Source organism: Streptomyces diacarni, assembly GCF_003323715.1.
Taxonomy (GTDB): Bacteria; Actinomycetota; Actinomycetes; order Streptomycetales; family Streptomycetaceae; genus Streptomyces; species Streptomyces diacarni.
Genome location: NZ_QOIN01000066.1, coordinates 231,492 through 247,346 on the forward strand (window position 1 = coordinate 231,492; position 15,855 = coordinate 247,346).

The 15,855-nt window shown below is 70.3% G+C and carries 1 protein-coding gene; it reads right to left on the bottom strand.

Annotated features, from left to right (window positions below):
* Positions 1-27: 27 nt before the first annotated feature.
* Positions 28-15,519 carry a non-ribosomal peptide synthetase gene (locus DTL70_RS30700; protein ID WP_181861142.1) on the bottom strand — a complete coding sequence of 5,164 codons (15,492 nt, stop codon included), beginning with the start codon at positions 15,517-15,519 and terminating at the stop codon, positions 28-30.
* Positions 15,520-15,855: the final 336 nt, after the last annotated feature.

Sequence of the window (15,855 nt, forward strand, 5' to 3'; positions counted from 1 at the left end):
AGGTCGGTGACGGTCCGCGGGGGCCGCTCAGAGCAGGTCGAACAGCTCGTCCGCGTCCGCTTCCTCGTCCTCCTCGGCGCTGTGGTCGATGACCTGCGCGAGCGCTGCGATGGTCCGGTTCTGGAAGACGACCGGGAGTTTCAGCTCCACGCCCCAGCGGTCCTGGACCTCGGTCGCCATCGAGGCGACGAGCAGCGAGTGGCCGCCGAGGGCGAAGAAGTCGTCCCGGCTGCCCACGCGCTCCAAGCCGAGTAGCCGCGCCCAGATGCCGGCGAGTGCCGCCTCGGTGTCGGTCCGCGGCGCGACGTAGCTCTCGCCCGTGCGGACCTGGGAGACGACGTCCCCCAGCGCCGGCAGCGCCTTCCTGTCGATCTTGCCGTTGGGGGTCAGCGGGAACCCCTCCAGCGGCACGAAATAGGCAGGCACCATGTATTCGGGCAGCCGTTCCAGCAGGTGCGCCCTGAGGTCGTCGGTGACCGCCTCTCGGCCGTCACGGGCCGTGACGAAGGCGATCAGCCGCTTGTCGGCGCTGGTCACCTCGTGCACGACGACGAGGCACTGGCGGACGGTCGGGTGGTCTGCGAGGACGGCCTCGACCTCGTCGATCTCGATCCGGTAGCCGCGGATCTTGATCTGGTGGTCCTTGCGGCCCGCGTACTCGATGACGCCGTCCGCGCGGAAGCGGGCGAGGTCACCGGTGGCGTAGAGGCGGCCGTCACCGAACGGGTTGGCGACGAAGCGCTCCGCGGTCAGATCCGGCCGGCCCAGGTAGCCGCGGGCCAGCTGCACGCCGCCGATGAACAACTCGCCGACGACCCCGTCGGGCACCGGCGCCATCGCCTCGTTCAGCACATACAGCTGGGTGTTGGCCACCGGGCGCCCGATGGGCACGCTGCTCGCCCCCGGCTCGCTCACGCATTCCCAGAAGCTGACGTCCACGGACGCCTCGGTGGGCCCGTACAGGTTGTGCAGTTGTGCCTGCGGCAGGGTCCGCATGCACTGCTCCTGCACCTCCAGTGGCAGCGCCTCGCCGCTGCAGATCACGTGCCGGAGGTCCTGGCAGCGCTCGGTGACGGTCCGCTGCGCCAGGAAGCCCTGGAGCATCGACGGCACGAAGTGCAGGACGCGGATGTGCTGCTGCTCGATCAGCTCGCCCAGGTAGCCGGCGTCGCGGTGCCCGTCCGGACGCGCGACGTGCAGTCGGGCACCGGCGATGAGCGGCCAGAAGAACTCCCACACCGACACGTCGAAGCTGAACGGCGTCTTCTGCAGCACCCGGTCGTCCTCGTGCAGGTCGTAGGTACTCTGCATCCACAGCAGCCGGTTGCAGATGCCGCGGTGCGAGAGCATCGCGCCCTTGGGCCTGCCGGTCGAGCCCGAGGTGTAGATCAGGTAGGCGAGGTTGTCCGGGTGCACCGGCGCGTCCACCGGCTCCTCGCTCGTCTGCAGCCAGCCGTCGTCGGCGCCACCGAGCTCGACCAGCTCGACGCCGCGCTCGGCCAGGAAGCCGAACTGCTCCCTGGTGCCGGGCTGGACCAGGACGAGCTGCACCGCCGCGTCCTCGGCGATGTACGCGATCCGGTCCGCCGGGTAGTCCGGGTCGAGCGGCACGTAGGCGCCCTGGGCCTTGAGGGTGGCGAGCAGGGCGATCACCAGGTCGAGGGACCGGTGCAGGGAGATGCCGACCCGGGCCTCCGCGGTCACGCCCCTCTCGCGCAGCGTGTGCGCCAGCCGGTTGGCGAGCCGGTCCAGCTGGGCGTAGCTGAGCTGTCCTTCCTCGTAGGACAGCGCGATCCGGTCGGGCGTCCTGCGGGCCTGCTCCTCGAAGAGGTGGTGGAGGGTGGTGGGCCGCGACACGGCCTCGTCCCGTGTCGCGTTGCGCCCGTCGAGGACCTCGGTACGCTCCGCGGCCGTCAGCAGCGGTAGCCGCGCCACCGGGGTCCGAGGCTCCCTGAGCGCCGCCTCGGTGAGCAGCCGCAGGTGTTCGCCCATGCCGGCGACGGTGTTCCGTTCGAAGAGGGCGGTGCTGTACTCGAACGTCAGCCGCAGCGCGCCGTCGCGCTTCTGCACACTCAGACCCAGGTCGAACTTGGAGACGCCGATACCGGCCTCCACCATGTCCTGCTCCCAGGACGGTTGCTCCTGCTCCTCGGCGACGTCCTCGAAGAGCTTGTCGAGGCCGGTGAACATCACCTGGAACACCGGGCTGTAGCTGAGGCTGCGCTCCGGCTTCAACTCCTCGACGATGCGGTCGAAGGGCACCTCCTGGTGGCTCTGCGCCTCCAGCAGCTTCCAGCGGACCTGCCCCACCACCTCGGAGAAGTCCGGGTTGCCCGACAGGTCCACGCACAGCGCCACGGTGTTGACGAGGAAGCCGATCAGCGGCTCGGTCTCGACCCGGCTCCGGTTGGCGACCGGGATGCCGATCACCACCTTGTCCTGCCCGCTGTAGTGCGAGAGCAGCACGGCGAAGGCGCTGAGCAGCGCCACGAACTGCGTCGTCTGGTGCTCGGCGCTCACCCGGGCGACGCGCTCGCCCAGCTCCGCCGGCAGCGAGACGCTCACGGAGGCGCCCTCGAAGTCCTGCACCGCGGGCCGGGGGCGGTCGGTGGGCAGCGAGATCAGCGCGGGCGCCTCGGCCAGCTGGCCCTTCCAGAACTCCAGGTGCGGACGGAGCCGGTCCTCCTCCCTCCACTGCTGCTGCCACACCGCGTAGTCGGCGTACTGCACGGGAAGCGGCTCCCGGGTGGCCGGCCGGCCCGCACTCAGGTCGTCGTAGCCGCGCAGCAGCTCCTCGTTGAGGATCGGGAGCGAGAAGCCGTCGACGATCGCGTGGTGGGCGCTGAACACCAGCAGCGACTCGTTGTCGGCCAGGTGGATGAGCAGGGTGCGCAGCAGCGGCCCCGTGGCCAGGTCGAAGGGCTCCTTCCACAGCTCACGGGCGCGCTCGCGGGCCGCCTCGGGCCGCTGCTCGACCGGCTCGCCCGACAGGTCGGCCTCCGTGAGGACGACCTGCCCGGACTCGGCGATCTCCTGCCAGACGCGGCCGCCGCTCTCCCGGAAGGTGGTCCGCAGCGTCTCGTGGCGCTCCACCAGCGCCTCCAGGGCGCTGGTGAGCCGTGCCGCGTCCACCGCCTCACTCCTGTGCAGCAGCCAGCCCACGGTGTACAGCGGGCTGTCCGGGTGCAGGCGGTCCAGGTACCACAGCCGCTGCTGCTCGAACGTCGCGGGGATCGGCTTGTCGCGCTCCACGGGCACGAGGGGGATCACGTCGTGCGGCTCCTTGTGCCGTAGCAGGGCGTCCACTTCGGCCGCGACCTGGGCGATGGTGGGTTGCTCGAAGAGCACCCGGACCGGCATCTCGACCTCGAACGCCTGCCGGATACGGGCCTGCACCTTCACCGCGAGCAGCGAGTGCCCGCCGAGGGAGAAGAAGTCGTCGAAGACGCCCACCCGGCTCTGGTCAAGGACCTCCTGCCAGACCGCTGCGAGCTGCGCCTCGGTCGAGGTGCGCGGCAGCGCGCCCGTCGAGGACTCCGGCGCCTCGGTCTCCTCCGGCAGCGGAAGCACCTTCCGGTTCAGCTTCCCGTTGCTGTTGAGCGGCAGCTCGTGGAGGTAGACGAAGGCCGACGGCACCATGTACGAGGGCAGTTGTTCCCTCAGATGTGCCCGGAGCACGTCGGTGGCGTCCGGTGTCTCCTCGTGCGGCACGACATAGCCGACGAGTCGCTTGCCGCCCCCGTCCGGCTGGGCGAGCACAGCACAGCCGCGGACCAGCGGATGCTGCTCCAGCACGGTCTCGATCTCGCCCAGCTCGATGCGGAAACCGCGGATCTTCACCTGGGAGTCGACCCGGTCGACGAACTCGATGTTGCCGTCCGCGAGGTACCTGACCAGGTCGCCGCTCTTGTAGAGGCGGCCGCCGGGCTCGTCACCGAACGGGTCCGCGACGAAGTTCTCCGCCGTCAGGTCGGGGCGGTTCATGTAGCCCCTGGTCACGCCGACGCCGCCGATGTACAGCTCGCCGGGCACCCCGACCGGCACCGGCCGCATGTGCTGGTCGAGGACGTAGAGCCGGACGTTGGTGATCGGGCGGCCCATGTGGATGACGTCCAGGTGCTCGTCGGTGAGGCCGCCGGTGGCGAACACCGTCGACTCGGTCGGCCCGTAGACGTTGAAGAAGGTTCGGCCCGGCGCCCAGGTTCTGATCAGGTCGGCCGAGTAGGCCTCGCCGCCGACGACAAGCGTGCGCAGATGCGGCAGCGGCTCGTCGGTGGGCAATGTGGCGAGGGCGCCGGGCGTGAAGTTCAGGCTCTCGATGGCCCGCTCGTCCAGCACGTCGTGCAGCTCCGTGCCGATCATGCGTACGTCCTTGCCGGGGATGTACACCGTGCCGCCGGTCACCAGCGGCATGAGGATCTCCCAGACGGAGAAGTCGAAGCTCGTCGAGGCGACCTGGAGCACGCGCTGGCGCCGGTCGAAGCACGGGTTCCGGCGGATCCACGGCACCAGGTGGTGGATGCAGCGGTGCGCCACCATCACACCCTTGGGCCGTCCCGTCGAGCCCGAGGTGTAGATGATGTAGGCGAGGTTGTGCGGCGTCAGCGTGGTGGCCGGTGCGCCCACCGGCTCCTGGGCGACCGTGGCCCACTCGGAGTCCATGCAGAAGACCTCGAAGTCGCCCTCGGGCAGCTTCGGCACCACGTGCTCCTGGGTGAGCATCAGGTGCAGACCGGCGTCCTCGACGACGAACGCCATCCGGTCGCGGGGGTAGCGCGGGTCGATGGGGACGTACGCGCCGCCCGCCTTGAGGATGCCGAGCATGCCGACGACGCTCTCGGTGGAGCGCTCCAGGCAGAGCCCGACGAGCACGTCGGGGCCGACACCGTGGCGCTTGAGCCAGTGCGCCAGCCGGTCGGAGCGGCGCTCGAGCTCGGCGTAGGTGAGGTGCTCGTCCTCGTGGACCACCGCGACCGAGTCCGGAGTCGACCGCGCCTGCCGCGTGACGAGTTCGTGGTAGTACACGGCCTCGACGTCGGACGTGGTCTCGCTCGCCCACGTGTTCAGCGCACGGGGCAGCTCCCCGTCGGTGAGCATGGTGACCTGACCGAGCGGGCGCTGCGGCGCGGTCACCACCTCATGGCAGAGCTGCCTGAGGTGCCCGATCATCGCCTCTGCGGTCCGCGCGTCGAAGCGCCGCGTGTCGTAGAGGAGGTTCACGCCGATCCGCCGGCCCACCGTGATCACGGTGTTGAGCGGGTAGTGCGTCTGCTCCTGGGAGTCCATCTCCGAGAAGCTCAGCGCCTTGCCGCGGCGTTCGTCTTCTGGGTAGTTCTCGAAGACGAAGAGCGTCTCGAACAGCGGCGCGCCGGCGGGCGTCTCGGTCCACTGCTGGATCTGGCCGAGCGGGCAGTGCTCGTGCTGACGCATCTGCACGTTCTGTTCCTGGAGGCCGTGCAGCCAATCGAGCACCGGGGCCTGGTCGGGCAGCCGGACCCGCAGCGGCAGCGTGTTGATGAACAGGCCCACCATGCGCTCGACGCCCTCGACCTCGGACGGGCGCCCCGATGTCACCGTGCCGAAGACGACGTCGTCGGTACGGGCGTAGCGGCTGAGCAGCAGCGCCCAGCAGCCTTGGAGCACGGTGTTGAGGGTGAGGCGGTGCCGGGCGGCGAAGTCCTGGAGCGCCCCGGCCTCCGCCTCACTGAGGTCGGTACTGGTCCAGGCCTGGGCGGCCGGCGCGTCGCCCTCGGCGTCCGCCCGCTTGCCCACCTCCAGCGGGGTGGGCTCGCCGAGGCCCTGGAGAGCCGTGCGCCAGTACTCCTCGGCCTGTCCCATGTCCTGGCGCCTGAGCCAGGACACGTAGTCGCGGTACGGCCGCACGGGTGCCGGCTCGATGTGCCCGCCGTGGGTGGCCGCCTCGTACCACTGGACGAGGTCGCTCAGGACCAGGCTGATGCTCCACCCGTCCAGGATCGTGTGGTGGGCGCTCAGCACGAGTTGGTAGGCGTCGTCCGCGGTGCGGGCGAGCAGCATCCGCCACTGCGGCACGTCGTCCGGGTCGAAACTGCGGACGCGGTCGTGCTCCAGATAGCCGCGTAGCCGTTCCTGCTGTTCCTGGGGGGCCGCGGCGCGCCAGTCCTGTTCCTCCAGCGGGACGGGTACGTCGGCCCAGACCAGCTGGAGTGCCTCGTCGGCCTCCTGCCGGAAGCTGGTGCGCAGGATCGGGTGGCGGCGCATGACCTCGGCCCAGCTCCGCCGGAAGGCGTCGACGTCCAGCGCTTGGTCGAGCCGGAGGATCTGCTGGACGTGGTAGGCGCCCTCGCCCTGGGCGAACCGGCTCTGGAACCACAGGCCCTCCTGCGTGGGGGTCTGCGGGTAGCAGTCCTCCAGCGGGCGTGGCGAGGCGCCGGTGCGCCAGGCGGGCAGTGTGCGCAGCTGCTCGACCAGGGCGTCGATCTGCTCCTGGTTCAGGCCGCTGAGCGGCAGGTCCGAGGGGCTGTAACCCTGTACGCCCGGGCGGCCGGCCTCTTGGGCGAGGTCCCTCAGGGTCTCCAGGGTGTTTTCGGCGAGGTGCTGGATGGTGTGGGTGGTGTGTGTGTTGTTGTCGTGGGTCCATTGCATGTGTAGTCGGCCGTTGTGGATGTGGCTGACGATGTCGATCAGGTAGGGGCGGTGGTTGTCCGGGTGCCAGTCGGGGCCGGCGAGGCCGGTGGTGGCGTTGAAGCTGGTGGCGAGGGTTTGGTCGAATTGGCCGAGGTAGTTGAAGCTGATCTGGGCTGGTGTGGCTGTGTGGAGGGTGGTGGCGGTGTGGGTGTTGGTGTGGGCGAGGAGGCCGTAGCCGATGCCGTGTCGGGGGCGGGCTCTGAGGAGTTCTTTGATCTGTTTGAGTCCGTTGGTGAGGGTGGTGGGTACTGGGAGGTGTAGGGGGGAGATGGTGGTGAACCAGCCGGTGGTGCGGGAGGTGTCGAGGTTGTCGGAGAGTTCTTCGCGGCCGTGGCCTTCCAGGTCGTAGCGGATGTGGTCGTGGCCGGTCCAGGTGCCGAGTGTGTGGGTGACGGCGGTGAGGAGTACGTCGTTGATGCGGGTGTGGAAGACGGCGGGGATGTCCTGGAGTAGTGCGCGGGTTTCGGTTGCGTCCAGTACTGCTTCGTAGGTCTGGCTGCGGCCGATGGTGTTGTGTCCGCGCGGGCCGTCCAGTGGCAACGGGTAGGGGGTCTGGGCCTGTTCGTGCCAGTAGGGGAGTTCGTCGAGTGTGGCCGGACTGGTCGCTTCCTGGTGCAGCTGTTGGGCCCATTGCCGCCATGAGGTGGACTTGGCCGGCAGCTGCGGTTCCTGGCCTTGGCGCGCCTGCTCGACCAGCGTGCCGAGATCCTCCAGCAACACGCGCCAGGACACCACGTCGACCACGAGATGGTGGGCGACCAGCAACAGCCGGGGGCCCTGGTCGTCGACTCCGGTGAACAGTGCGGCCCGGAGCAGTGGGGGCTCGGTGAGGTGCATGCTGGACTGTGTCTGTCCGGCGATTTCCAGCAGTCGCGTGCGGCGCTGGTCCGCCGGTACCGTCGTGAGGTCGTGGACCTGCCAGGGCAGCTGGGTTGGGAGGCCGGCCAGTTCGGCTTGCCATGTGCCGTTCTGGTGGAAGAACCGGGTCCGTAGACCGTCGTGCTGCTCCAGCAGCCCTCGCAGGACCTGCTCCCACTGCTGGGGTGTCACGTCGGCGTCGACGTCGAGCAGCAGCGACTGGTTGACATGGTGCGGGTGTGCGAAGCCCTGCTCGAAGAACCAGTGTTGGATGGGCGTCAGCGGAACGGGGCCGGTGACCAGGCCTTGCTCGGCCTGCACGGGTGGCGCGTCCTGGTGTTCCACCACCGGCGCCAGCTCGGTGATCGTCTGGTAGCGGAAGAGCTGTTTGACGGTGAAGTACAGGCCCTGCTGCTTGGCCCGGAAAATCACCTGGAGGCTCAGGATGGAGTCGCCGCCGAGGGAGAAGAAGTTGTCGTGGACGCCCACCGGCTGGGCGGTGCCGAGTACCGCCTGCCAGATCTGCGCGAGCTCTTCCTCCACCGGAGTACGCGGCGCCACGTGCTCCTGCTCCGCGACCGCGTGCTCCCGCCACGACAACGCCGCCAGCGCCTTACGGTCGACCTTGTCGCTGGCGTTGAGCGGCATGCTCTCCAGCGGGACGAAGACGCCGGGGACCATGTAGTGCGGGAGCCGCTCGCCGAGGAACGACTGGAGCGCCTCGGTCGCCACCGACTCGCCCCCCACCACAAAGGCGACCAGCCGCTTGCTGCCCTCGCCCTGTGCCAGCACGGCGGCGGCCCGCACCTCGGGGTGGCGCAAGAGCACGGTCTCGATCTCGCCCAGCTCGACCCTGAAGCCGCGGATCTTCACCTGGTCGTCGGCGCGGCCCAGGAACTCCACGTTGCCGTCGGGTCGGAAGCGGGCGAGGTCACCCGTCCGGTACAGGCGGCCGCCCGTGCCGAACGGGTCGGGGACGAAGGACTGGGCCGTCAGGTCCGGCAGCCCGAGGTAGCCGCGCGCCAGCCCGGCGCCGCCGATGTACAGCTCACCGGCGACCCCGGTGGGCACCGGCTGCATGGCGTGGTCCAGCACGTACACCTGCATGTCGTCGAGCGGCCTGCCGATCGGCACCGTCTCCGGCACCTCGTCGCGCGGCTCCATCCGGTACGCGGTGGCGAACGTCGTCGTCTCGGTCGGCCCGTAGCCGTCCACCACGACCAGGCCGGGACACGCCTCACGCACCCGGCGCACCGCGTCCGCCCGCACGGCGTCGCCACCGGTCCACACCTCGCGCAGACCGGCCATGCACCCCGGGTCCTCCTGCGCCAGCAGATGGAACAGCGCCGCGGTCAGCCAGACGGCGGTGACCCCGTGGGCCGCCGAGCACTCGCGCAGCACCGTCGGCGTCACGGCACCGGGCGGGGCCACCACGACGTGATGGCCGGAGAGTAGCGGCACCCACAGCTCGTACGTCGAGGCGTCGAAGGCCTGCGCGGAGTGCAGCAACACCCCCTGGTGCCCGTGGGCGAAGCCGCTGTCGTACGCCAGCGCGGCGACATCCCCGTGCGTGACGGCGACGCCCTTGGGGCGGCCGGTGGAACCGGACGTGTACATCACGTACGCGAGGTCGTCGGGGGTGCCGCCGGACGCCACCGGTGTATCGGGCCGATCGTCGAGCCCGTCCCAGACGTCGTCGACGACCAGCACCGACGCGTCGGAGACGGGCAGCGACGCGACCATTGAGCGCCGGGTCAGGACGGTGCGGAGCCCACCGTCCTCGATCATGAACGCCAGCCGCTCGGGCGGATACTCCGGGTCGAGCGGCACATACGCGCCGCCCGCCTTCAGAATCGCCAACTGGCCGACGATCGTCTCCACGGAGCGCGACACACACAGGCCGACCAGGCTCTCCCGGCCGACGCCGCGCTCCCGCAGCAGATGGGCCAGCCGGTTCGAGAGCCGATCCAGTTCCGCGTAGCTGAGCCGGCTCTCGCCGCAGACCACCGCCACGCTCTGCGCGTTCCGGCGGGCGCACGCGGTGAACAGCTCGTGCAGAGTGCCGTGCCGAAGCGCCCGATCGGTGCGGAGCCCGTGGCCCTTCTCGACGAGCTGGTCGCGCTCCGCCTCGGCGGCCATCGGCAGGTGCTGCACCCGGGTGTCCGGGCGGGCGAGCGCGGCCTCGACGAGCGCCTCGAAGTGGTCGGCCATGCGCCCGACCGTCTCCGCGCGGAACAGATCGGTGCTGTACTCGAAGCCGAAGCGCATCCCGGCCGGGTCGGCCTGGATCATGAGGGTGAGGTCGAAGCGGGCGACGCCGACGCTCATCCCCTGTTCCATCAGGTTGTGTATCCATGGCTTCGGCCGGGCGAGCTGCGCCGCGTGCTCCAGGTAGGGCAGGCTCTCGTCGGCGAACATCACCTGGAAGACCGGGTTGTAGGCGAGGCTGCGGGCCGGCTGAAGCGCCTCGACGACCTGCTCGAAGGGGACCTCGCGGTGCGTCTGGGCGTCGAAGAGCTGCTTGCGGACCTGGAGCAGCACGTCCGCGAAGCTGGGGTCACCGCGCAGGTCCACCCGGACGGCGACGGTGTTGACCAGGAAGCCGACCATGGATTCCAGCTCGACGCGGTTGCGGTCGGCGACCGGCACGCCGATGACCACCACCTCCTGTCCGCTGTAGCGGGCCAGGAAAACCGCGAACCCGCTGAGCAGGGCGAGGTAGTTGGTCACCTGGTGCCCGCGGCTGACCTCGGTGATCCGCCGCGTCGTCGCGGGCGACAGCTGGCGCCGCACGAAGTCGCCGGCGAAGCTCCGCTCGCCCGGCCGGGGGAAGTCGGTGGGCAGCGAGAGCACCTCGGGCGCCTCGGCGAGCTGCTCCTTCCAGTAGTCCAGGTGGAAGGCGAGCCGCGTTTCCTCCAGCCAGCTCTGCTGCCACACCGCGTAGTCGGCGTACTGCACCGCGAGGTCCGGCAGCGGGGAGGGTTCGCCGTCCGTCAGGGCCCGGCAGATCTGGAGGAACTCCTGGTCGAAGACGCCGATCGAGTAGCCGTCGAACACCGTGTGGTGGGCCGCGAGGACCAGCACCTGCTCCGTTCGCGAGGTCCTGATCAGCCGGGCCCGCACCAGGGGCCCGGTGACCACGTCGAAGGGCTGCGCCCACCAACGGCGGATCTCGTCCTGCGCCTGGGCCTCGGCCTGCTCCTCGGGAAGCGCGGACAGGTCGGTCACCGGCAGGTCGAGGCGCTGCTCGTCGGCGATGACCTGCCAGACGCGGCCGTCCTCCTCGCGCAGGGTGGTGCGCAGCGGCTCGTGGCGGCGCGTCATCTCACGCAGGGCGTCGCTGACCACCGACTGCTCGACGGACGTGGGCAGCGGAATGAGCCAGTTGACGGTGTACGACGAGGTCCCGGGGCTCAGCCGGTCGATGAAGAACAGCCGCTGCTGGTCGAAGGTGGCCGGCAGCGGGCGGCCCCGTCCTGCAGGGGTGAGCGGGGGCATCCGGACCGGTTGCAGCTCCTCCTGCCGGCGCTGGAGCTCGCGCCCGATCTCGGCGATGGTCGGCAGGTCGAAGAAGAGCCGGACCGGCACCTCCAGACAGAAGACCTGCCTGACCCGGGACACCAGTTGCACGGCCAGCAGCGAGTGGCCGCCCAGCTCGAAGAAGTCGTCGAAGACACCGATCGGGGACCGTCCCAGCACCTGCTCCCACATCGTGACGAGCAGCGCCTCGGTGGTGTTGCGGGCGGGCACGCGGCTCTCCGCGGTCGCGGCGGTCGGCGGGGACAGCAGGGCGCGCCGGTCGAGCTTGCCGCTGGGCGTGATGGGCAGGGCGTCCAGCGCGACCAGGTCGGAGGGCACCATGTAGGCGGGCAGCCGCTCGGTCAGGTAGCCGCTCAGCCGCGGCAGGAGCAGGTGCTGGATTTCCCCCTTGAGCGGCTGGTTGGCGTAGCTCGCCCAGTCGCGTGTCCCGACGGGCCCGCCCTGGGCGATGCGCTCGTCCTCCTCGCGGCGCGGCTCGACACCGGCGCGGGTCAGGACGACCGCGTAGCCGCCGTCCGCGCCGTGCCGCCCCCAGTCGAGTGCGGCGGTGTAACCGGTCTGCTCGGCGAGCGCGAAAACGTCCTCGGGCTCGACGCCGTTGTCCGGCCCCGGCTGGGCACGCCAGGCCTCGACGGTTTCGAGCCCGGCGTCCCCCTTGAGCCAGCGCAGGGTACGCACCGCCTCTTCGACACGGGCGTTGGGCACGTTGTACAGCCGGAGCCGCTCGGGCGACTCGCCGGTGAGCCTGGCCCGCAGGTCCGCGAGGGTCGGGACCTCCGCGGCCCAGTCCAGCTCGGTGCCGTCCTGGTCCCGGCCATCCTCCTCGCCGGCGGTGGCCGGGGTGCCGAGGTGCAGCACCACCTGGTAGCGGAACATCGTCAGCTCGTTGTGGTGGCGGCCGCGCTTCGGCCGTATCTCGACCCGAGAGATCCGGCCGGTGCTCGCCGCCCAGTCCCGGAAGAACGCCGGATCGAGAGTGAGCTCCTCCTCCTGCTGCACCCGGTGCTGCACCCGCTGCCGCAACTGCTGCCGCGTCATGGCGTCGGGCGCACGGCTCGCCTCCACACCGGCGTGGAAGGCGTCGAGCAGTGGGAAGCTGCGCACGTCGCCGACGATGATCCGGCCGTCGTCGGCGGCCCGGGTCAGCGCGCCTTCGAGAACGCGGACGAGGTAGTCGACGTCGGGGAAATACTGCACGACCGAGTTGACGACGACGGTGTCGACCGGCTCCACATCCAGCTCACCGACATCGTCCGCCTCGCCCTGCCGGAGCGCGACCGTCTCGCGCAGCTCGGGACGGGACCCCAACCTGTTGCGCACGGACTTGAGGGCCGACGAGGAGAAGTCCATGCCGTAGTAGCGCCGGCACCCGGTGGCGAGTGGGAAGAGCAGCAGGCCGGTACCGCAGCCGATCTCCAGGATCGTGCGCGGCTCGTAGCCGCGGATCAGCGTCACCGTGTCGTCCTGCCAGGCCCGCATCTCCTCCACAGGGATGGGCCGGCCGGTGTAGCTGCTGCTCCAGCCGGAGAAGTCGGCGCCGTCCTCGGTGCGCTCCCCGCTCGAGTCGAAGGCGTCGTACACCTCGCGCCAGTGGTCGACGCGCTTGTCGGCCAGGGCTTCCTCGCGTTCCTGGACGGCCTCTTGCGCCCGCTGCGGATGCAGCACGACATACGAGGCGAGGGCGCGTGTTCCCGTCTGGTCCTCGCGGACGATGGTCGCCGCGTCCTGCACCGCGGGGTGCTCGCTCAGCACGCCGTCGATCTCGCCCAGCTCGACGCGGTACCCGCGGATCTTGACCTGCGAGTCGGTGCGGCCGAGGAACTCCAGGTTCCCGTCCGGGCGCCAGCGGGCCATGTCGCCCGTCTTGTAGACGCGTTCTCCGGCGGCGCCGTGGAAGGGGGAGGGGACGTACTTGCCCGCCGTCAGCTCGGGCGCGTGCGCGTAGCCGTCGCTCAGACACGGTCCGCCGATGTAGAGGTCACCGGGCACGTCGAGGGGGCACGGGCGCAGGGACTCGTCGAGCACGTAGTAGCGGGCGTTTTGAATGGGCTTCCCGTACGGGATGCTCGTCCAGGCCGGGTCCACCTCACCGATCGGGAAGAAGTTCGACCAGACGGTCGCCTCCGTGGCGCCGCCGAGGCCGACGACCTGGACATGCGGGAACGCGGCCCGCATCAGGTCCGGGGAGTGGACCGGGATCCAGTCGCCGCTCATGAAGATCAGGCGCAGCGTGTGCGAGACGGGGTCCGGCACGCCGGAGCCGTCCGTCGCCAGGAAGGGCACCAGCTGCATCAGGGCGGCGGGCGCCGAGTCCCAGAAGGTGATGGGCTCCTCGGCGATGTAGCGCAGCAGGTTCGCAGGCTCCTGAATGTCCTCGCTGGTGGCGACGCGGATCTGGCCGCCGGCGGCGAGGATGCCGAAGACGTCGTAGACGGACAGGTCGAAGCTGAGCGAGGTGACGAACAGGATGCGGTCCTCGGACCCCACCGAGAAGGTCTTGTTGACCCACTCGATCAGGTTCACCGCGGGGGAGTGCCGGACCATGACGCCCTTGGGGGTGCCGGTGGAGCCCGACGTGAAGATGATGTAGGCGAGGTCCTGGGGGCCGCCCTGGACGGGCGGGTTCTCCCGGGGCATGCCCGCGGTCTCGGTGGCCGAGTGCACCGGCCAGGGCAGACCGGCCTCGGTTTCTGCGTCGTCGTCCGTGGTGTCCAGGCAGACCACGTGGGCGAGGGCCGGCAGCGGGTCGACGGTCTGCAGGCGCGGCAGCAGGGCGTGCTGCGTCAAAACGCACGGCACGCCCATCGAGTCGAGTATCTGGTGCCACCGCTTGACGGGGGCGTTGGCGTCGAGCGGGATGTAGGCGGCGCCCGCCTTGAGGATGCCCAACAGGGCGGGGACCATCTCCGCGGAGCGCCCCATGAGGATGGCGACCTGGTCGCCGCGCCGGATGCCGAGCTGCTTGAGGTGGTGGGCGATCCGGTTGGCCTGCTCGTTGACCTCGCGGTAGGTCCAGCGCTCGTCCTCGCACAGGAGCGCCGGCGCGTCGGGGTCCTGCGCCACGCGGCGCTCGAAGAGCTGGTGGAGGCACAGATCCCGCGTGTAGGGCGTGTCCGTGTCGTTCCAGTCGTGGACGAGCTGGGTGGACTCGGCCTCGGTGAGAAGCGTCAGCTCGCCCAGCCCGGCCTCCGGCTTCTCGACGAGGTCGGCGAGGACCCGGCGGAGGTGCCCCGCCATCCGCTCGACGGTGGGCGCCGCGAAGCGCCCGGTGTCGTAGTGCAGGGTGGCCGTGAGGCGCTCCCCGGGGGTGGCCACCATGCTCAACGGGTAGCCGGGGTGGCTCTCCTCCCAGCTCCTGACCATGCGCAGGCCGCCGGCCGGGCCCGTCTCCTCGGGCTCCTCCACGGTGACGACGCTGTCGAACAGGGACTCCCCGGAGCCGATCCCGCTCCACTGCTGGACGAGCAGCAGCGGGCTGTCCTCGTGCGCCCGGATCTGCTCGTACTGTCGCTGGATGCCCCGCATCCACTCCGCCCAGCCCATCGCGGGCGGCACTTCGGCGCGCAGCGGCAGCGTATTCACGAGCTGGCCCACCACGGCATCGACGCCGGCCAGGCCTGCGGACCTGCCGGAGGTGGTGACGCCGGTCACCACCTCGTCGGTGCCCAGGTAGCGGCTCAGCAGGAACGCCCAGGCGCCCTGAACGAGGGTGGTGAGAGTGAGGCCCTGCCGGGCGCCCGCATCCCGCAGCGCCGCGGTCTGCGCGGCGTCCAGCACGAGGGGGACCTGCTCGTACGCCACGGCCGGCGCATCGCCCGCTGTCTCCTCGTCGGCGGACGGCCTGAGTTCGACGGGCAGCGGCCGAGCGGACGGCACGCCGTCGAGTGCGTCGCGCCAGAAGGCCTCGGACCGGTCGGCGTCCTGCCGGCTCAGCCAGCCGACGTACTCCCCGAACTGCGCGGCAGGGCGTACCGGCAGCGGATCACCCGCGGCGAGGCGGTCGTAGGCCTGTTCCACCTCGCGCAGCACCCTGCTCTGGCTGCGCGCGTCGAGCAGCAGGTAGTGCAGACTCCACAGGACCTGGAAGCGGGCCTCGCCCAACCGGCAGACGTACAGCCGCCACAGCGGCGCCGCGTCCAGGGCGAAGCCCTGCGCGTGATCCCGGCGCAGCAGGGCCTGCATCCGTTCGGAGCACCGCTCGCCCGCGTCGCTCCAGTCCTCATAGGCGCACGGAACGTCCACGCTGTCGCTGACCCGCTGCACCGACTCGCCACCCGGCAGCTCGGTGACGCTGGTCCGGAGCGCGGCGTGCCGGTCAACGGCGTGCGCCCAGCTCCTGCGGAAGGTTTCGACATCGAGTTCCTGTGCGACCTCCAGCACGACCTGCACGTGGTACAGGCCGCTGCGGCCTCCGTGCCGGGACTGGAACAGGATGCCCTGCTGGGTAGGCGTCAACGGATGGCAGACCTCGCCCACTTCAGTCCCCGATACGGCGGGGAGGTCTTTCGCTGGGTCCTCAAAAGTGCTCAATGCTGCAATCCTTTTGAATTCACAGGTGGCGGGACCTCGCACGTGCGGCGCCCGATTGCCGAGTCGAAATGCGTTCGTCGTGCAGTTTTCGCAGCCACGGCGTGGATGTCGACAGTTCCGCTGGGATGTTCAGGGTTGCTCCTAGGGGGTGTCTTCAATGGATCTTGGGTAGTGGATCATGGTCGGGTGATACGTCGCCATGAGCTGTCCGATGCCGAGTGGGAGTTCGTCCGACCGCTGCTGCCCGCTTCGCTGCGGGGT